Genomic DNA, 18,344 nt, shown 5'->3' with positions numbered 1-18,344 from the left:
GAGTCCGATAGCTATTCAACGCTGGACCACCTCCCCTCTTGTGTAACCCAAACTTACGTCGAGTCCCGGCGGTCGGCAACGCTATTTAAACCGGGAACCCGAGAAGCCTCTGCACGCCCTCGGTGAGCCCCTTTTCGCCGATCGGCTTCCCGTCCAGCGACGTGATCCGGGCGGCCCCCCGGACGCTCGAGCAGAGCCAGGCCTCGTCCGCGGCGTAGAGGTCGTCCAGGCTGATCCGGGCGCGTTCGGCCCGCAGCCCGAGCTCGCCCGCCCGGTCGAGCAGGTAATTGACGGTGGTGCCGGCCAGGATCCCGGTGTCGACCGGGATCGTCCGCAGCGCGCCGTCCGCGGCCCAGACGACGTTGGCCGTCGGCGCCTCGAGCACGGTGCCTTCCACGGAGACCAGCAGCGCGTCGTCCGCACCGGCGGTCGCGGCGTAACGCAGCGCAGCCATGTTCACCGCGTACGAGAGCGTCTTCGCGCCGCCGAGCAGCCAGGGCGCCCCGGACCGGACGTCGGCGGGCACGCCGAGCGTCACCGAGACGACCGCGATGCCGTCGCGGCGGCCTTGTCGCTGTGCCGGGGCGACGTCGAACATCGTCGCGAACACGGTCGGGCGGTCCTGGCCCTCCGGCCCGCGGGTGCAGACGATCTTGACCGCGACCTCTTCGTCGGCCGCGGCGTCCACCAGGACCTCGTCGACCAGGGCGGCCAGTTCGGCGGCCGGCGGCAGGTCGATGCCGAGGATGCGGCCGGAGCCGGCCATCCGGGCCAGATGCTCGTCGAGCTGCCAGGGTTTGCCGTACCGGACGTGAATGGTTTCGAACACGCCGTCGCCGCGGGTCAGTCCGGCGTCGTCAGCACGAGCAATGGGAGTTTCGACCGGGAGAATCCCGCGGCCGAGGACAGCGAGCGCACGGTTAGCCATGCCCAGACCGTAGTGAAATTCGTGCGCGGCCGAGCGCCCTGTTGCTCGCCGTCACCGATCGGTGCGACCCGGCAGGCCGCTCGCCAAAACTTCAGTGAATACCATGGCCGTATGGCGCCCCCGTCCTTGACCGATGCGCTGCGGTCCCGTGGCCTCCGGATGACCGTCCAGCGGCAACTCGTCATGGAGGCCGTGGAGAAGCTCGGCCACGCCACGTCCGAGCAGGTCCACGCCGAGGTGACGAAGACCGCCACCGGGCTGAACCTGACGACGGTCTACCGGACGCTGGAACTGCTGGAAGAGATCGGGCTGGTCCGGCACACGCACCTGATGGACACCGCGACGACCTACCACCTGGCGGCCGACCAGCACATTCACCTCGTCTGCCGGAACTGCCGGACGGTCTCCGAGGCGCCGACCGCCCTGCTGACCGACCTGGCCACCCGGCTCACCGACGAACGCGGCTTCCACATGGACGTCGGCCACGTCGCTCTGTTCGGGATCTGCGGGAATTGCTGCGGTGTCGACGCTGCTGCACCTGATGGCCTGAGAAGTGGCCTGAAAACCCCGGAGGTGTCGTCGTGACCAGCCCGCTGAGCGTCCGTCCCGGTGCCGTATCGGCCGAGGGGCCCGACGCCGGAGTGGCGGCGCACTACGGCGATCCGTTCCGCGAGCAACGGCAGCTGACCGAAGACGTCGGCGTCGTCGACCGGAGCCACCGCGGGGTGATCGCCGTCCCTGGTACCGACCGGCTGAGCTGGCTGCACAGCCTCACCTCGCAGCACCTGACCGCGCTGCCGCCGTTCTCCGGCACCGAGACGCTGGTGCTCTCCCCGCACGGTCACGTCGAGCACCATCTGCAGGTGGCCGACGACGGCGGGACGACCTGGCTGGACGTCGAGCCCGGCACCGCCGACGACCTGACCACGTACCTGCAGAAAATGGTCTTCATGATGCGGGTCGAGCCGGCCGACGTGTCCGCCGACTGGGCGGTGCTGTCGGTGGTCGGCCCGAATACCCCTGGCGCGGTCGATCGGCTCGGTGCCGAACTGCCGGCCGAAACGCACCGGGTGGCTGCGCTGCCCGACGGTGGGCTGGTTCGCCGGACGCCGTGGGGCGCCGACCTGCTCGTGCCCCGGGCGGCGCTGGAGTCGACCGTCGACCGGCTGGCTGCCCCGCTGGCCGGGGTCTGGGCGTACGAGGCGCTGCGGGTCGCCGATCGGCGTCCGCGGCTGGGGTTCGAGACCGACCACCGGACGATCGTCCAGGAGCCGGAGTGGATCCCGGCCGCCGTGCACCTGGAAAAGGGCTGCTACCGGGGCCAGGAGACGGTGGCCCGGGTCCACAACCTCGGACGTCCGCCGCGCCGGATGGTGTTGCTGCACCTCGACGGCGTGAGCGAGGAACTGCCGGCGCAGGGGACGCCGATCACGCTCGGTCGCGAGGGCCGCGCGATCGGGTTCGTGGGCACCGCCGTACGGCACTTCGAGCTCGGGCACATCGCCCTGGGCCTGATCAAGCGCTCGACCCCCGACGACGCCGACCTCTGGACCGGCGGAACCCGCGCCGCGATCGACGTTCGCTGACCCGGCGACGGAGCCCGCTCCCCGGGGCGGGCTCCGTGTGCTGTCCCGAAAACGTGAGGGATTGTCTCAAACTTCGGTCGGCGCTTAGGAGTTTGTAGCCGGAATGTGACTGTTTCGGCATTGCAACCGTGCCATTTGCTGTGCCAATCGGCTCCGGATGACACGTCGTCGTGCCAGGATGCTCCCCAACGCGGTGGGCGATCCGCACACCGACTGGCCTGCGAAATCCGCGCCGTGCGAAGGAGCAGAGGCATGACGGATGTCGTACCAGGAGGGAAACGGCGACTCGACCGGGTGCTCGACCCCGGCTATCTGAACGGCCTGGCCGACCTCCGGACTTCGGTCGTGCGGCATCGCCGTGACGAGGCCCTCGCGGAACTCGACGAACTGAGCCGGCTGGGGCACCAGCTGGACTTGCGGATCGCCATGGTCACGGCGGAACAGCGCAGGCGGGCGGCGATCGCGTTCGACAACACGGTCGCGGCCGACACCGGCGGAGACGCCACGGCGGCTTCCTTCGGCCCCTCGGCCGAAGAGCGCGGGCGTCTCGCGCGGGTGTTCCGGCTCCGGGCCGACACCGACGGCCCACCCACCCACCGCCGGCGTAGACGGGTGGAGCGCCTGGTCGCCGACGTGGACCTGGCGGACGTCGGCCGACGGACCGACGACGAACTCTCCCGGGTGCTGCGCACGTTCCGGCACGAGCGGCGCCAGGTCACCGATGTCTCCGGCCGCGTCCGCGCCGTGGTCGACCGGTGCGGCGGCGAGCTGGGACGCCGGCGGGTCGCGCCGATGACTGCCCGCCAGGCAGACCCGAGGGGCGCCCGCCCGGCAGAGGAGCCCGAACCAGCCCCGGACAGCGCGCTCAGGGTACAACCCTGATCTGACCCTGAAGTGCTAGCTGAGCGCTTGCAGGTGCTAGCGCGACCGGCCTACCGTGGGATCACTGGACGTCGTCACTGAGAGGACCGACATGTCTACTCCCACGGGGCCTGAGACTCCCGAAGGCCCGGCCGCCCCCGAAAGCCCGGCAGCCGCAGAAGGCCCCGCCGCGATCGGCCCCGGCACCGGTACCCCGGCCGGCGACAAGCAGTGGCCCGAGGCGCTCTACGCGCTGGCCGGTGTCGGTGACGTCGTCGCCGAGCAGATCCGCAAGCTCGTGGACAACGCGCCCGAGCTGTCGGCGCAGTTCCAGCGGAACGCCGCGTCGCTCCCCGACGACCTGCGCAGCCTTCCCCGCGAGATCCGCACGTTCGCGTCCGACCTGCCCTCGTACGCGGCCGGCCTGCAGAGCAAGGCCCGCGACCTGGACGGTGACACCGTGAAGCGCAGTGCGGCAACCGCGCAGACCCGGGCCCAGGGCGTCTACCGGACGCTCGTCGAGCGCGGCGAGAACGCGGTCAACCAGCCCACCGAAAACAAGTAACCTTCCCCGATCCCGGCCCCGCGGTCACGTTCCGCGGGGCCGGGTCGTCTGTACCGGGGGAGGTACCGATGGACGACTTCACACCACACCGCGAGCACCTCGTCCGCGTCGCCTACCGCATGCTCGGCAGCGTCGCGGACGCCGAGGACGCGGTACAGGAGACCTGGTTGCGCTGGCAGCGGGCCGACCGCTCGGACATCGTCGAGCCGCGGGCCTGGCTGACCCGGGTGACCGGGCGGATCTGCCTCGACGTGCTGCGCTCTGCCCGGGTCACCCGCGAGGCCTACGTCGGGCCCTGGCTGCCGGAACCGCTGGTCGAGCGGTTGCCGTCCGGCCCGGATCCGGCCGAGCTGGCCGCACTCGACGACTCGGTCCGGATCGCTCTGCTGACGCTCCTGGAGCGGCTCACGCCCGAGCAGCGCGTCGCGTTCGTCCTGCACGACGTGTTCGGGATCCCGTTCGACGGGATCGCGACGACGCTCGGAACCCGGGTGGACACCGCCCGCCAACTCGCGTCCCGGGCCCGGCGGCTGCTGCACGACAGCCCTCCCCCGCCCTTGAAGCCGCTGCCGGAGCAGCAGGCGACGATCGAGGCGTTCTTCGCCGCCTGCCGGGGTGGCAACCTGTCGGAGCTGACCGCACTGCTGGCGCCGGACGTCCAGTTCATCTCGGACGGTGGGGGCGTGGTGCGGGCGGCGATCCGCCCGATCGTCGGTCCGGACAACGTCGGCCGGTTCCTGCTCGGAGTGTTGCGCAACCGCGGGCACTGGATCACGGTCGAGCCGGTGCTGGCCAACGGCCAGTACGGCCTCCTGATGTGGTTCAACCCGGAGGCGGGCATCGGCGATCCGGCGTTCGAGCAGTGGGCCGGCGGCCGCTCGGTGATGGGGGTCGTGGTGCCGGACATCGACTCCAACGGCCAGATTTCGCGGTTCTCGTACGTCGTGAACCCGGAGAAGCTGCGGCACCTGGAGCCTGTGGACGGGGGGCGAGACGTGTCGTAGCCGACGGGTACCGTTGCCGCCCGTGGCCCCTGTTACTGAAGCGACCGGAACCGAGGCCGATCTCCGGCACACCGACGAGCTCCTGGCCGCCGCCATCGGCGCCGTGCCCGACGGAATGGATCGTCCCGGTCAGCGCCAGATGGCCCACGCGGTCACCGAGGCCGTGCAGTCCGGCGAGCATCTGCTCATCCAGGCGGGCACCGGAACCGGCAAGTCGCTGGCCTATCTCGTCCCGGCGCTGGCCACCGGCAAGCGGGTCGTCGTCACGACCGCCACGCTCGCGCTGCAGGCCCAGCTCGTGAACCACGACCTGCCCCGGCTGGTCGAGGCAGTGGCCCCGGTGCTCGGGCGCACCCCGACGTACGCGCTGCTCAAGGGCCGCCACCACTACGCCTGCCTGGCCCGGCTCGAAGGCAGCACGGCCGAGGAGGACGACGGCCTCTTCGACACCGACACCCAGTGGCTCGGCGCCGCGGGCAAGCTCACCCAGCAGGTCACCCGGGTCCGCGAGTGGGCGTCCGAGAGCGACACCGGCGACCGCGCCGACCTCGATCCGGGCGTCGACGACACCGCCTGGCGTCAGGTGAGCATGCCTGCGCGGGAGTGCGTCGGGGCCGCGCGCTGCCCGTTCGGCGACGACTGCTTCGCCGAGGCCGCCCGGGCGAAGGCCCGCCAGGCCGACATCGTCGTCACGAACCACAGCCTGCTCGCCGTCGATCTGCTCTCGGGCCGGCACATCGTCCCCGAGCACGCGCTGCTCGTCGTCGACGAGGCGCACGAGCTCACCGACCGGGTCACCAGCGCCGCGCAGGCCGAGCTGACCGCCGAGGTCATCAGCCGGGCGGCCCGCCGGCTGCGGGCGTTCGTGGACGACAAACTCCGAGACGATCTCGAGGGCGCCGCCGACCTGCTCGAGCGGACGCTGGACGGGGCGCGGCCCGGCCGGCTGGAACGTTTGCCGGAGCCGCTCTACGACGCGCTCTTCCTGATCGACGAGAACGCCCGGAACGCGCTCGAGGCCCTCGGCGGCGAGGTCAAGCCCGACGAGGCCGACGCGGTTCGCCGCAACCAGGCCAAGCAGGTGCTGACGACGGTCGTCGACACCACCCAGCGCCTGCTGGCACAGGCGAGCCACGACGTCGCCTGGCTGGCCCAGGACGACCGTCGGCCGCCCGCTCTGTACGTCGCCCCGCTGTCGGTCTCGGCCGCGCTGGGCAGCGGGCTGTTCCGCGACCGGGTGGTGGTGGCCGCGTCCGCGACGCTGGCGCTCGGTGGCCGATTCGACATCGTGGCCCGGTCGCTCGGGCTCGATGTCGAGTTCGGACGCACTCCCGACACCGGCGACGTCCGCCCGGTCGAGCCGCCGGAGGCCGAGGACGACGACGAAGACCGCGCGCCGCCGCCACCGCGCTGGCGCGCCCTCGACGTCGGCTCGCCGTTCGACTATCCGAAGCAGGGCATCCTCTACGTCGCCTCACGGCTGCCGCGGCCGGGCATGTCCGGGCTCTCCGAGGGTGCCCAGCGCGAGCTCATCGAGCTGGTCGGCGCGGCCGGCGGCCGGACGCTCGGGCTGTTCTCGTCGCGGAAGGCCGCGACCGCCGCCGCCGATGCGCTCCGGGCCGCCACCGACCTGCCGGTACTGCTGCAGGGCGACGACTCGATCCACCTACTGGTCAAACGGTTTCGCGAAGAGCCCGAGACGTGCCTGCTCGGCGTCGCGTCGCTCTGGCAGGGCGTCGACGTCCCCGGCGACGCGTGCCGGCTCGTGGTGATCGACCGGCTGCCGTTCCCGCGGCCCGACGAGCCGCTGACCGCCGCACGGTCGAAGGCGGTGGACGATGCCGGCGGGTCCGGGTTCATGGCCGTGTCGGTGCCGGCCGCGGCGATCCGGCTCTCCCAGGGCGCCGGCCGGCTGATCCGCGCGGCCGGAGACCGCGGGGTCGTGGCCGTCCTCGACTCCCGCCTGCACAGCGCCCGGTACGGCGAGTTCATCCGCCGGACGCTGCCCCCGTTCTGGTACACCACGTCCCCCGACGTGGTCCGGGGAGCGTTGACCCGCCTCGGTGCCCCGGCCGGCACCTGACGCGTCTACGCCTTCGCGGGGGGCTCGGGAGTCGCGGCCGGTGCGACCGCCTGGGCGGGGACGCCACTCTGCACCGCGTCGGTGCGGGCCTCTTCCACCTCGGCCTGGTCGTCGTCCGTCGGTACGGTGCCGGGCGGGGCGTTCGGGCCGGCCGGCGCCGGTCCGCCGTCCGGACGCAGCACCAGGTAGCGCACGGCGGTATTCGTCACCGCCAGCAGCGGCACGGCCACCAGACCGCCGACGATTCCGGCCACCGTGATGCCGATCGCGATCGCCAGGATCACCGACAACGGGTGCAGCGCCACCGCGCGGCCCATGATGAGCGGCTGCAGCACGTGCCCCTCGAGCTGCTGCACCGCTATCACGACCGCGAGGATGATCAGCGCCGAGATCGGACCCTGCGTGACCAGCGCGACCGCCACCGCGACCGCGCCCGACAGCGTCGCACCGATGACCGGGATGAACGCGCCCAGGAACACCAGTGCGGCCAGCGGAAGCGTCAGCGGCACTTTCAGAACCGCCAGACCGATGCCGATGCCGAGCGCGTCCACGAAGGCCACGAACACCGTCGCCCGCACGTACGACGTCAGCGTGTGCCAGGAGTAGTGGCCGGCCTGCCGCACCGCGGGCCGCGCCGGGCGCGGCAGCAGCCGGGTCAGGAACCGCCAGATCTGGCTGCCGTCCTTCAGGAAGAAGAACGTCGAGAACAGCACCAGGAAGAACCCGGTGACGACCTCACCCAGCGTGGTGGCGGTCGACAGCGCGCCGGACGTCAGCGAGGACTGGTTCGACGACAGCCAATCCTGGGCCTTGTTGACGTACTGGTCGATCTGGTCCTGCGAGACGTGCAGCGGACCGGACAGCAGCCAGTCGCGACCCTCGTTGAGCGCCTGGCTGACCTGGTCGGTGAGGTCGGCCAGGCCGTTGATGAACGCCTGCACGACCAGCGCGAGCGTGCCGCCCACCAGCAGCAGGCCGAAGACCAGGATCGTGGCGGCCGCCAGTGCCCGCGGCGCACCGCGCTTGCGCAGCCAGCCCGCGGCCGGCTCGAGCAGCGCCGCGAGCAGCAGCGCCACCACGATCGGGATCACGACGACCCGCAGCAGCGAGATCATCCAGAACAGCCCGTAGAGCACGACCGCGACGATCACCAGTCGCCAGGCCCAAGCCGCGCCGACCCGGAGCGCCACCGGCACGCTCTCGTTCGCGGACTCGTCGGCCGGCAACACGACCACGTCCGGCGGCGGTGGTGCCACGGCCGTCGCCACCGGTACCGTTTCGGTCTCCCGCGCAGCGGTGAGCCTTCCCCGCGCCTCTTCGCGCACCCGCAACAGCCAGCTCACTCGTGCACCCCTTAACGCCTGTTGTATGCGCACCGTACCGGCGCCTGCTACCCACACCCGCGCGAGCCACACCCGCGGCGCTACCGTGTGATCTTGTGAGCACCGATCCCGACCTGGTCAACGGCCTGCCGATCCACTTGCTGCACGACCGGGTGCTGGTGAAACTCGAGGGGAAGCCGGGCGAGCGGAAGTCCGGCGGTGGCATCGTCATCCCGGCCACCGCGTCGATGGGCAGGCGTCTCGCCTGGGCCACCGCGGTCGCGGTCGGCCCGCACGTCCGGTCGATCGAGGTCGGCGACCGGGTGCTGTTCGATCCGGACGAGAAGTCCGAGGTCGAGCTGCAGGGCACCGACTACGTGCTGATGCGCGAGCGGGACGTGCACGCGGTCGCCGCGTCCCGGGTCGACTCCGAAGGAACCGGGCTCTACCTCTAGCCGAGCCGTCCCGACTAGTACTGCTGGTGGTGCGGCTGGTAGCCGGGGTGGTGGCCTCCGCCGTAGTAGCCGTACTGGTGGGCCTGCGGCGGCGTGCCCCACGGCATCGTCGAGCCCGGCCGGGCGTTCTGCAGGATGTACTGGCGCCGGGCGTCCACGGTGGCGAGCAGTTGCCGCTCCTCGTCCGGGAACTCGCGGTTCGTGATACCTCGGGCCAGTGAGTCTCGCGCGATCGCGAGTTTCGTGGCCGCGAACTGGTAGTCGGCCATCGCCTTGGCGCCGATGCTGCCGGCGATCTGTCTGGCCCACTGGCGTCCGGCCCGGCGGTTCTGAATGGTGGCCAGCGCCGCGATCTCCTGCGTCGTGAACCAGCCGGACTCGGCGTAGATCGGCAGCACCCGGCCGACGACCTTGGCTTCCCGGCCGCGCAAGAAGATCGCCAGCCCGACCATGAACGCGAGGATCGGCAGCATGATCAGCGTGTAACCGGCCAGGATCACGCCGAAGTTCTGGCTGGAGGCCAGCAGGTTCCACGTCCCGTGCAGCGTCACCGCGAGGGCGTAGCCGCCGATCGGGGCGACGATCTTCACCCAGGTGTGCCTGCTGCGGGCGGCCAGCCCGACCCCGAGGCCGGTCATCGACGTGAACAGCGGGTGGGCGAACGGCGAGAAGATGCCGCGCAGGACGAACGTCACGACCAGGGCGGTGATGCCGCCGGGCATGTTCTTGTCTTCGTCGCCGAGGTACGCCGAGCCGAAGTAGAGCACGTTCTCGGTGAACGCGAACCCCACCGCCGACATACCCGCGTAGACGATGCCGTCGACCACGCCGTTGATCTGCCGTCGCCCGGTGACGGCCAGGATCAGCAGGATGAAGAGCGGGACGGCCTTGAAGAACTCTTCGGTCGGCGGCGCGACCAGCACGGCGGTCGTCGACTCGGACCCACCGGCACCGGTGATCACCCGGCCGCCGAACGAGTTGATGATCAGCGCGGCGAACGTCGCCACGCACGCGCCCCAGCCGAACGCGAACGCCAGGTAGCGGCGCGGCTCGGGCTCGTACCGGTCGAGCCACCAGAAGAACGCCAGCAGGATCGGCACCGGCAGCACGGCCGTACCGATCGCCAGGATCAGCGTCAGCGGGCCGAGGTTGTAGCCGAGGATGCCGTAGATGCCGAGGCCGGCGAGCGCGATGACGCCGACGGCGGCGCCCGCGACCGCGATGCCGACCCAGCGCCGGCGGTGCCAGGGCACCATCGGGGCCGGCTGCGCCATACCCTCCGACGGGTGGGGAACGCCCGGCTGCGGCCCGGGGGGGTAGACCATGGAGAGCAGCCTAACCGGGACGGGACCCGGCCGCCTTGGCGTCCTGACGGAGCAAATGGTTCAGAGTTCCTATTCCGTCCGTGATCCGGTCGGCCGCTGTGGCGAACGTCGCCAGCCGAGCCTCCGGCGCGACCGACATCAGCTGATCGACGTCCTTGCGCAGCGCCGGCAGAGCCTTCGGACGCCTGCCGGTGCGCAGCGCACCGGCCACCGCCCCCAGCGCGGTGTCGACGTCGGCCGCGAACGCACGTGCTTCCGGGCGTACCAGCCCCTCGGGACGGAGATCCCGGGCCGCTTCCAGAGCCATCCCGCCCTGCACCAGCCGGCTCGCGTGCACGGTGACACCATTGGCCAGGTCGATCAGCCCGGACGGGGTGCCGGGCTCGTCCGCGAGCCGCTTGGCCGAGTCCCGCGCGTTGCTGAGCGCCACTCGCGCGACGGTCCGGGCCGCGTCCACGTCGGTGTCGGCGGCGTCCGGATCGGCGGCCGTGCGGAGGTAGCCGCGGGCGGACTCGATGCTGTCGGCGAGCGTGTCCCGCGCCGTCGACCGTTCCCAGGTGGGCCAGGCCAGGTAGGCGCCGAGCGCGATCACGCCGGCCGCCACGGTGTACGCGAGACGCTCCGGGATCAGCGAACCGGCCGACGCGCCGAGCAGGTCGGCGAGCAGTACCGCGTTCCCGGCCATCGCCGCGGCGCCGAGCGCGAAGTTCGCGGCGAGCACCGTCCGCAGCAAGAAGTAGAAGATCGGGACCAGCAGCATCTTCTCCCAGGTCTCCGACACCACCCACTGCAGCAGCGCGGAGACGACCAGCATGCCGAGCAGCGTCCCGGCCACCCGGTCGACGACCTGCTTGACCGTCGCCGAGAAGTCGGGCCGGATCGCCACCGCGACCGTGAGCAGCAGCCAGTACCCGCGGGGCAGGCCGAGCACGAGCAGCGCGGTCGCGACCGCGGCCAGCGTGAACGCCAGCCGCAGCGCGTGCCGGAACGCCGACGAGGAGGGCCGGAGGTTCGCTCGCAGAACGGTGAGCGGTTCGTCGGCGGGCATCAGGAAGACCCGGTTGCTGTCGTCGTAGGCGGCAGAGTTGGCAGTGTCGGTGGAGTCCAGGATCCGGCGGGCGGCCCGGAGCTGGCCGGCCAGTGCGGCGGCCCTGGTGGCGGCACCTCGGCGGGTGAGCGGCGCGGCTCCCTCCGTGTCGGCTCGGGCGCGCAGGGTCTTGACGGCACGGTCGAGCACGTCGTCCAGCGCGGTCGGGATCTGCGGGTGCAGCTCGTCCGGGCGACGGCCGAGGCGTTCGGCGATCGAGGCGCCGACCGCGGCCGCGGCGTCCAGCACGGCTCCGACCTCGGTCGCCGCGTCCTGCTCGCCCTTGTCTTCGAGCCGGGTACGCAGCACCGCCAGCGCTACCGCCTCGCCGCGGGCGCGCTCCACTTCGTCCAGAAGAATGCGGAGCGCGGCGACGGTGCGGTTGCGTTGGGGGTCGAGGCCGCGGAGCGCGGCGTGGGCCTCGAGGACGGCCGGGTAGGCCGGACCACCGCCGGACGGATCGACGTCGGCGAACTGGCGGTAGGCGTCCGCGACCGCGGCTCGCTCGGGCGCGTACCCGCGTACCGGCCAGGGCGCGATCGCCAGCAGCGTCTGCAGTGCCGCGCCGAGGAAGACGGCGGCAGCCGAGAACAGTGCCTGGCCGAGCGACTGCGGTTGCTCTCCCACCACGATCAGGACGATGAGGCCGGTGACGCCGACCCGGGTGCCGCTCGGGCCCAGCGCGGTCAACAGCCCGGCCACGAACCCCCAGATCGCCACGAGCACGACCGCGAGCACCGCGATCGGCTCGACCAGCGCGCCGAGCAGCACCGACGCCGCACCGCAGACCGCCAGCGCGAATCCGAGGCGCAGCCGGCGGCGGTACGGGCCGGAGAGATCGGCGAAGCCGGTGAAGTAGGCGCCGAGCGTGGCCGCGACGGCCGGGAGCACCTGGCCGGTCGCGGCGCCGACGAGCAGGGGAAACGCCACCGCGAGCGTGCCGCGGGCGGCGACCCGGGGGCTGAGTTTGGAGCGTGGGACCTCGACGAGCCCACCGAGGGCGGTGCGCAGCGTTCCCACGACTTGCGACCCTAGCCGGTGGAACGACGGGGACCCCGCGAGAAATCGCGGGGTCCCCGGAGAAGTTTGGACGGGCCCTGTTCTCTCCGCCGCGCTGCGACGTTGTCGAGAGGCGGGGCCCGCCAGGAATTTGTACCCCCACGCCGGGGCCAAGGCAAGACTTTCATGCTTTCGAATACAGAAGCGTGGCGTAACCCTGGGTTCACCGTCCGGTTAGGTGGCGGACCTTCGATCCGATGGCCCCGCGAACACCGGTCACGTCGTGCAACTGACATTCCGCCGTCCGAAAGCTGGCCCGGCTGGCACATTCTGGGGATACCGGCGAGGTCCCGCCTCCCTAGCGTGGATCTCGACAGCGAACACCAGCAGCGGAAGGACGCGAACCGATGAGCGACTACGAGACGAACGTCGACGTCGACGGCGACGGACACTACGACGACGTCAACTACTCGGAAAACGCCGACGGCAGCGTCACCATCACCGCCGACCAAAACAACGACGGCGTCATCGACTTCGTCGCCCACGACTACAACCACGACGGCATCGTCGACGACGCCACCTACGACGACGACTACGACGGCGACGCCGACACCTACTGGAAAGACACCACCGGCGACGGCATCCTCGACCGCGCCGCCGGCGACACCAACGACGACGACACCGTCGACTGGACCGGCACCGACACCAACCAAGACGGCACCATCGACCACGCCGTCGTCGACACCAACTACGACGGCAAAGCCGACACCTACATCGCCGACACCAACTACGACGGCCAAGTCGACTACGCCTCCACCGACACCGACGGAGACGGCTACACCGACACCGCCGTCGCCGACACCAACTACGACGGCGTCCCCGACACCGCCGCCACCACCCGCACCAGCTGAACTCTCCGCACCCGCACTGCAACTCTGGTTTAGCTGCGGAAACGTCGGTCCCCAACGATGACCCAGGTGTAACCGGAAGGCACGGACGCCTTCCGGGGCCATCGCACAGCAGGCGGCACGGATGCCGCCTTCGAACACGGGGACTGACATGGATGTCGAGCTTCCGGCCCGCTGGGCCGACGAGCCTGCACGGCTCGCCGCAGTCCGACTGATGCGCGGATTCAGCGCCTCGGTCGAGCCGGTGCTGACGAACATCGTCCGGATCGCGGCCGAAGCGGTACGCGCGCCGATGGCGATGCTGACGCTGGTCGAGGCCGAGCGGGTCCGCGCGGTCTCGCGCTACAACGTCAGCCTCACCCAGTTCCCGCGCGCCGCGGCACCCTGTGCCCGCGTCGTCGGCGACCGCGCCCCGCTGGAGATCCCCGACCTGCTCGAGGACCCGCGCTTCGCGGTCGGCCCGCTCACCGCGGGTGATCCCGGCGCACGCTCGTACGCCGGGGTCCCGCTGCTCGACCCGACCGGCAACGTCGTGGGCGCCCTGGCCGTGCTCGACCGCAAGCCGGGTGCGCTCGGCGCCGAGCGCACCCGGCTGCTCGGCCTGCTGGCCGACCAGGCCACCGCCGTCCTCTCGCTCGGAGCCACCGCCGAGCGTTCCGCCGCCGAAGCCGCCGCCCTCGGCAACTTCGGCAGCGAGTTCATCACGCTGATCACCCACGAGGTCCGGACGCCGGTCGCGGTCATCACCGGCAACCTCGAGCTGCTCGACGAGCTCGGCGACATCCCGGACGTCTCCCGCGAGCGGATGGTGTCGGCGATCCGTCGCAACGCCGACCGTCTCGTCCGGCTGATCGACCACCTGCTCGTCACCGCCCGCGCCGGCGACGCGCTGGCCGCCACCGTGACCCGGTCGCCGATCGATCTGTCCGGCCTGGTCACCGAGGCCGTCCGGACGAACCGGACGAAGGCCGAGCAGGCCGGCATCGCACTCGACCTGCAGGTGGACCACCCGATCGCGGTGCCCGGCGACTCCACGATGCTGCGCACGGCCGTCGACAACCTGCTCTCGAACGCGCTGCTGTTCACGCCGCCGGGCGGTCGTATCAACGTCCGGGTGACCACGGAGACGCCGCAGGCGGCGCTCGTGACGATCACCGACACCGGCGTGGGCATCCCGGCCGAGGAGCTGTCCCGGGTGTTCGAGCGGTTCTACCGCGGCGCGCACGCGCAGCGGGCGGAGACGCCGGGCGCCGGGCTGGGCCTGACCGTCACCGAGGCGATCGCGGCCGCTCACGACGGCCTCGTCCGGCTCGACAGCACGCCCGGGGTCGGCACGACCGTGCGGCTGGTGTTGCCGCTCTAGCTCCCCGGTTCCGGTCGGACCCCCACCGGAGCCGGGTGAATACTCCCGCCTGCCCGCCCCTCTGGGGAGGGATGGCCGGCGGGTTCCCACCCACGATGCGGCCCCTCGACGAGGGGCCGCATCGTGGTGCGTCCGTCACATCCCATCTGGTGGTACTCACGCGCTCATCTACTCCGAGTAGACGTATCCCGACGCCCTGTCATCGCAGCAGGTGGGCCGCCCACACCACCGGGTGGCACACGATCTCGATCCGTCCCGATTACAGAGATCCGCTGGCCAGCCGCCGTTTGATTAGGCACGCTGAGTGCGGGGTCGCGGGAGCCCCGACCGATCGACCACAGGTATTACGACGGAGTGCCGGCCGTCGCAGGAGGGGAAGCCGTGACGGTTTTTGACACTGGTAGACCGACGGCATCCACCGCGCCGAGCCCGGTGCCCCTGCGCCCCCGGGAGCAGGTCCAGCGCCGGCCAACCGGTGGCCCGCGGTGGGCACCCGCGGCGGCCGGAATCGTGGTCGGCGTCTCCCGTGGCGACGATCCGACCGGCGTGCTCACCTGGGCCGCCCGCGAGGCCAGGGCTCTGCACGCGCCGCTGGTCGTCTGCCACGCCGGCAACGACGAACGGGCCGACGCGGTGCTGGCCGAGGCCGGTGCGCTGGCCCGCCGCACGGTTCCGTCCGGCCACGTCCGCACGGTGCGGGGCGACGGTCGTCCGCTGTCGGTGCTCGCGAGCGCGGCCGACCAGTCCGGTCTGGTCGTGGTCGGCACCGCCGCCGGTGCCGGCTCCGGCACCCAGCTGGTGGGCACGATCGCGGTCCGGCTCGCCACCGAGGGCCGGTCGGCCGCGGTGGTCGCCCGGCCGCCGGCCAGCGTCGGACCCGCGCTGCAAGGCCCGTTCCCCGGGCACGTCGTGGTCGGCGTCGACGGTTCGCCCGCGTCGCAGGCCGCGCTCGAATACGCGTTCGCGCACGCCGCCGGCCACCGCCGCCCGCTGGTCGCGGTCCACGTCACGACCGGCTCGGCGGCCGACTACTGGCTCGACGACAGCCTGCTCGACACCGCCGTCACCGACGATCCGGGTGCGGCGGCCCTGCTCGACGACGAGGTCGGCCCGTTCGCCGACCGATACCGCGTCCGCGCGGGCACCGCGGTGCATCGGGGCCGGCCGCTGGCCGTGCTCAGCCGCCTCTCCCGCGGCGCCGACCTGCTGGTCGTCGGAGTCAACGGACGTCCGGCGGGCGCACGCTCGCGGCTGGGCTCGACCGCCCGGGGTGTGTTGCTCGACCCGCCGACGACGGTGGCCGCCGTCCGCGCGTGACGTGCGTCTCAGAGTTATCTGAACCGATCAACCTGGCGGCCACGCGGCCGAAATGAAGAGCATGCACGCTCTGAGCATGGACAGTCTCACCGAGCACTACGTCAGTCAGATCAACCGGGCGATCGCCAGCGGCCGAGAGGACCTGGTGGACGATCTGGTGACCCAGCACGAACTCGAAACGCAGCGTTCGACCCCGCTGCGGGCCCTGCTCAAGCGGGCCGAACGGCACCGCCGCTGAGCCCGCCTCCATTCTAGCTAGCGTCGATCGGCGATACATCGGCTCCCAGCACGACCCAGTGACACCGTCCGCTGTTTAGGCTTCAGGTTCTGCGCCGAACCATCCCCGAAGCCGGAGCACCGCGTTGACCGACCGTCCATCCGTCCTGACCACCGAGATCGCCGCCGAGCAGCGTCACGTCGACGCGGTGTACGCCCGGCTCGAGGAGGTGCGTTCCGGCACCAGTGCGGTCGAAGCCGAAGGGCATCTCCGCGCCCAGCTCGGCACCGAGGGCGCGCTCTACGAGCGGGACGTGCTGGTGCACAACGCGGCCCGGCGCCGGGCCGCACTCGACCGCGGCTACGACGGCCTGGTCTTCGGCCGGCTCGATCTGCGCACCGGCTCCGACGATCTGGAGGCCCGGCACGTCGGGCGCCTCGGCGTGCTCGACGCGCGGTACGAACCGCTGGTCGTCGACTGGCGGGCCCCGGCGGCGGCCCCGTTCTACCGCGCCACCGCCGAAGACCCGCTCGACGTCGTCCGGCGCCGGGTCATCCACTCCAGCGGCACCCGGGTCGTCGGGCTCTCCGACGACCTGCTCGACCCGGCGTCCGCGCCCGAGGGCATGCCGGTCGTCGGCGAGGGCGCGTTGATGGCGACGCTGGCCCGCGCCCGCGGCACGGCGATGCGCGACATCGTCGCGACGATCCAACGCGAGCAGGACGAGGCGATCCGGGCGCCCGCTGCCGGTACCACGATCATCGAGGGCGGCCCGGGCACCGGAAAGACCGCGGTGGCTCTGCACCGGGTCGCCTACCTGCTCTACTCCGACCGCAACCGGTACGCCGGCGACGGGGTGCTGGTCGTCGGCCCGTCCCCGACGTTCGTCCGCTACATCGACCAGGTGCTGCCCTCGCTCGGCGAGGAGGGCGTCGTCCTCCGCTCCCTGGGCACGATGCTGACCGGCGTCCAGGCCGCCCGGCGCGACGACGCCGCGCTCTCCGCGGTCAAGGGCGCGCTGCGGATCCGCCGCGTCCTGACCCGGCTGGTCTGGCAGCAGGCGCCGACGGCGCCGCAGCGGTTCCGCGCCGTCTACGGCGGTGAAGTGCTCGTTCTGGACGCCGCTGGGCTGGCCGCCGCCCGCAAGGCGGCACGGCGGCGGGGCAGCATGCCGAACGGCTCCCAGGGCCAGGCCCGGACGGCGCTGCTCGACGCGCTGTGGAACGTCTCGCGTAACTGGGCCGAGCCGCCCCAGCACTGGGAGCGGGCGGAGTTCGACGCCGAGATGCGCGACCGCACCGAGTTCCAGGACTTCGTCGCGGCCTGGTGGCCGATCGTCGAGGCCGAACAGGTGCTGGGCTGGGCCGCGGACCGGTCCCGGCTGGCCCGCAGCGCCGGCTCCGACCTCACCCAGGACGAGGTGAGGTCGCTGGCCGCCTCGTTCCGGAAGGACGGCTGGTCGGTCGCCGACATCGCGCTGCTGGACGAGATCAAGGCGCTGCTCGGCAAGCCGCCGCGTCCGCCGGCCCGGCGTCGGCGGGCGGAAGACTGGGAGATGCAGGAGATCCGGCTCTCCTCGGACCAGCCCGCCCGCGCCCCGGTGCCGGTCGACGAGGACGAGGAGTTCTCGCTGATCGTCGTCGACGAGGCCCAGGACCTCTCGCCGATGCAGTGGCGGATGCTCGGCCGGCGGGGCAAGTACGCGTCCTGGACGCTGGTCGGCGACCCGGCGCAGAGCGCCTGGGAGGACGCGGCCGAGGCGACCAGCGCGATGGACGCCGCGGTCGGCACCCGGCTGCGCCGCCGGTACCTGCTGACGACGAACTACCGGAACTCGGCCGAGATCTTCGAGCTGGCCGCGCGGGTGCTCCGCCGCTGGGAGCCGGGGCTGGACCTGCCGACCGCGGTGCGCCGGACCGGTGCCGAGCCGAGCGAGCGGGTAGTGGCGTCGGGCGCACTGCCCGACGCCACCCGGGACGCCGTACGCGAGCTCCTGGACGACGTGGAGGGCACCGTAGGCGTCGTGACCACCGCCGGCGGCCAGGACGAGGTGGCCGGCTGGCTGGCCGGCGTGGGCGAGGGACGGCTCCAGGTCGTCGACAGCATCGAGGCCAAGGGCCTGGAGTACGACGGGGTGGTCGTGGTCGAGCCGGCCGGCATCATCGCCGAGTCCAGCGCCGGGCACCGGGTGCTGTACGTGTCGCTCAGCCGGGCGACCCACCGCCTGGTCGTGCTCACCACCGACCCCGACTGGGCCGAGCCACCGGCCGGCCGTCCCCGCATGAGGGAGCCGCTCTCCCTGTTCTGACTGCCTAGGGTGGGCG

General features: G+C 72.0%; 16 protein-coding genes. 12 read left to right on the top strand and 4 right to left on the bottom strand.

What is annotated here, in order from left to right:
• Positions 1 to 85 precede the first annotated feature (85 nt).
• Positions 86 to 928: an aminotransferase class IV gene (locus ACIBZJ_RS30975; RefSeq protein WP_395935840.1), complete on the bottom strand. Its 843-nt coding sequence runs from the start codon at positions 926 to 928 to the stop codon at positions 86 to 88.
• Positions 929 to 1,039: 111 nt separating this feature from the next.
• On the opposite strand from ACIBZJ_RS30975, the gene ACIBZJ_RS30970 reads away from it, so the two are divergent.
• The 6 genes from ACIBZJ_RS30970 to ACIBZJ_RS30945 all read left to right on the top strand — a co-directional run bounded on the left by ACIBZJ_RS30970 (position 1,040) and on the right by ACIBZJ_RS30945 (position 7,027).
• The gene (locus ACIBZJ_RS30970) at positions 1,040 to 1,513 is read left to right on the top strand and encodes a Fur family transcriptional regulator (protein WP_395935838.1); all 474 of its coding nucleotides are present in this window, start codon (positions 1,040 to 1,042) and stop codon (positions 1,511 to 1,513) included.
• Positions 1,510 to 2,514 carry a YgfZ/GcvT domain-containing protein gene (locus ACIBZJ_RS30965; protein ID WP_395935836.1) on the top strand — a complete coding sequence of 335 codons (1,005 nt, stop codon included), beginning with the start codon at positions 1,510 to 1,512 and terminating at the stop codon, positions 2,512 to 2,514. Before ACIBZJ_RS30970 ends, ACIBZJ_RS30965 begins: the two co-directional genes overlap by 4 nt.
• Positions 2,515 to 2,766: 252 nt before the next feature.
• The gene (locus ACIBZJ_RS30960; protein ID WP_395935834.1) at positions 2,767 to 3,396 is read left to right on the top strand and encodes an aerial mycelium formation protein; all 630 of its coding nucleotides are present in this window, start codon (positions 2,767 to 2,769) and stop codon (positions 3,394 to 3,396) included.
• Positions 3,397 to 3,487: 91 nt separating this feature from the next.
• Positions 3,488 to 3,940, top strand: coding sequence for a hypothetical protein (locus ACIBZJ_RS30955; RefSeq protein WP_395935833.1), 453 nt, complete (start codon positions 3,488 to 3,490; stop codon positions 3,938 to 3,940).
• 68 nt (positions 3,941 to 4,008) lie between these two features.
• A complete protein-coding gene (gene sigJ / locus ACIBZJ_RS30950) occupies positions 4,009 to 4,944 on the top strand; it encodes an RNA polymerase sigma factor SigJ (RefSeq protein WP_395935831.1) in 936 nt (311 codons plus the stop codon).
• Between the two features lie 115 nt (positions 4,945 to 5,059).
• A complete protein-coding gene (locus ACIBZJ_RS30945) occupies positions 5,060 to 7,027 on the top strand; it encodes an ATP-dependent DNA helicase (protein WP_395936272.1) in 1,968 nt (655 codons plus the stop codon).
• A 5-nt stretch (positions 7,028 to 7,032) separates the two neighbouring features.
• On the opposite strand, the gene ACIBZJ_RS30940 is transcribed toward ACIBZJ_RS30945, so the two are convergent.
• A complete protein-coding gene (locus tag ACIBZJ_RS30940; RefSeq protein ID WP_395935829.1) occupies positions 7,033 to 8,370 on the bottom strand; it encodes an AI-2E family transporter in 1,338 nt (445 codons plus the stop codon).
• Between the two features lie 95 nt (positions 8,371 to 8,465).
• Between ACIBZJ_RS30940 and ACIBZJ_RS30935 the strand changes: the two genes are divergently transcribed.
• The gene (locus ACIBZJ_RS30935) at positions 8,466 to 8,804 is read left to right on the top strand and encodes a GroES family chaperonin (RefSeq protein ID WP_395935827.1); all 339 of its coding nucleotides are present in this window, start codon (positions 8,466 to 8,468) and stop codon (positions 8,802 to 8,804) included.
• A gap of 14 nt (positions 8,805 to 8,818) precedes the next feature.
• Here the strand turns inward: ACIBZJ_RS30935 and ACIBZJ_RS30930 are convergent, their stop codons facing one another.
• Together ACIBZJ_RS30930 and ACIBZJ_RS30925 are read right to left on the bottom strand one after the other, a co-directional pair.
• Positions 8,819 to 10,129, bottom strand: a complete 1,311-nt coding sequence (locus tag ACIBZJ_RS30930) for a PrsW family intramembrane metalloprotease (protein ID WP_395935825.1) — start codon at positions 10,127 to 10,129, stop codon at positions 8,819 to 8,821.
• A gap of 10 nt (positions 10,130 to 10,139) precedes the next feature.
• Positions 10,140 to 12,236, bottom strand: coding sequence for an FUSC family protein (locus ACIBZJ_RS30925; protein WP_395935823.1), 2,097 nt, complete (start codon positions 12,234 to 12,236; stop codon positions 10,140 to 10,142).
• A gap of 386 nt (positions 12,237 to 12,622) precedes the next feature.
• Between ACIBZJ_RS30925 and ACIBZJ_RS30920 the strand changes: the two genes are divergently transcribed.
• The 5 genes from ACIBZJ_RS30920 to ACIBZJ_RS30900 all read left to right on the top strand — a co-directional run bounded on the left by ACIBZJ_RS30920 (position 12,623) and on the right by ACIBZJ_RS30900 (position 18,328).
• On the top strand, positions 12,623 to 13,126 hold the full coding sequence (locus ACIBZJ_RS30920) for a hypothetical protein (protein ID WP_395932838.1): 504 nt from the start codon (positions 12,623 to 12,625) through the stop codon (positions 13,124 to 13,126).
• 211 nt (positions 13,127 to 13,337) lie between these two features.
• On the top strand, positions 13,338 to 14,486 hold the full coding sequence (locus ACIBZJ_RS30915; RefSeq protein ID WP_395935821.1) for an ATP-binding protein: 1,149 nt from the start codon (positions 13,338 to 13,340) through the stop codon (positions 14,484 to 14,486).
• A gap of 381 nt (positions 14,487 to 14,867) precedes the next feature.
• Positions 14,868 to 15,803 carry a universal stress protein gene (locus ACIBZJ_RS30910; RefSeq protein WP_395935819.1) on the top strand — a complete coding sequence of 312 codons (936 nt, stop codon included), beginning with the start codon at positions 14,868 to 14,870 and terminating at the stop codon, positions 15,801 to 15,803.
• 76 nt (positions 15,804 to 15,879) lie between these two features.
• Complete coding sequence (locus ACIBZJ_RS30905; protein WP_395935818.1) at positions 15,880 to 16,041, top strand: hypothetical protein; 162 nt, start codon at positions 15,880 to 15,882, stop codon at positions 16,039 to 16,041.
• A 124-nt stretch (positions 16,042 to 16,165) separates the two neighbouring features.
• Positions 16,166 to 18,328, top strand: coding sequence for a HelD family protein (locus ACIBZJ_RS30900; RefSeq protein WP_395935816.1), 2,163 nt, complete (start codon positions 16,166 to 16,168; stop codon positions 18,326 to 18,328).
• Positions 18,329 to 18,344 lie beyond the last annotated feature (16 nt).

The sequence above is a fragment of the Cryptosporangium sp. NPDC051539 genome (assembly GCF_044454545.1).
Lineage (GTDB): Bacteria > Actinomycetota > Actinomycetes > Mycobacteriales > Cryptosporangiaceae > Cryptosporangium.
The sequence above is the reverse complement of the archived record's forward strand: the minus strand, read 5'-3'. Positions and strand labels throughout refer to the sequence as shown.

Bases quoted from the DNA above. Each gene is read 5' to 3' on its own strand.
- sigJ (WP_395935831.1), top strand. From the start codon at position 4,009: ATGGACGACTTCACACCACACCGCGAGCACCTCGTCCGCGTCGCCTAC.
- ACIBZJ_RS30945 (WP_395936272.1), top strand. From the start codon at position 5,060: ATGGATCGTCCCGGTCAGCGCCAGATGGCCCACGCGGTCACCGAGGCC.
- ACIBZJ_RS30915 (WP_395935821.1), top strand. From the start codon at position 13,338: ATGCGCGGATTCAGCGCCTCGGTCGAGCCGGTGCTGACGAACATCGTC.
- ACIBZJ_RS30975 (WP_395935840.1), bottom strand. From the start codon at position 928: ATGGCTAACCGTGCGCTCGCTGTCCTCGGCCGCGGGATTCTCCCGGTC.
- ACIBZJ_RS30960 (WP_395935834.1), top strand. From the start codon at position 2,767: ATGACGGATGTCGTACCAGGAGGGAAACGGCGACTCGACCGGGTGCTC.
- ACIBZJ_RS30955 (WP_395935833.1), top strand. From the start codon at position 3,488: ATGTCTACTCCCACGGGGCCTGAGACTCCCGAAGGCCCGGCCGCCCCC.
- ACIBZJ_RS30970 (WP_395935838.1), top strand. From the start codon at position 1,040: ATGGCGCCCCCGTCCTTGACCGATGCGCTGCGGTCCCGTGGCCTCCGG.
- ACIBZJ_RS30920 (WP_395932838.1), top strand. From the start codon at position 12,623: ATGAGCGACTACGAGACGAACGTCGACGTCGACGGCGACGGACACTAC.
- ACIBZJ_RS30905 (WP_395935818.1), top strand. From the start codon at position 15,880: ATGGACAGTCTCACCGAGCACTACGTCAGTCAGATCAACCGGGCGATC.
- ACIBZJ_RS30930 (WP_395935825.1), bottom strand. From the start codon at position 10,129: ATGGTCTACCCCCCCGGGCCGCAGCCGGGCGTTCCCCACCCGTCGGAG.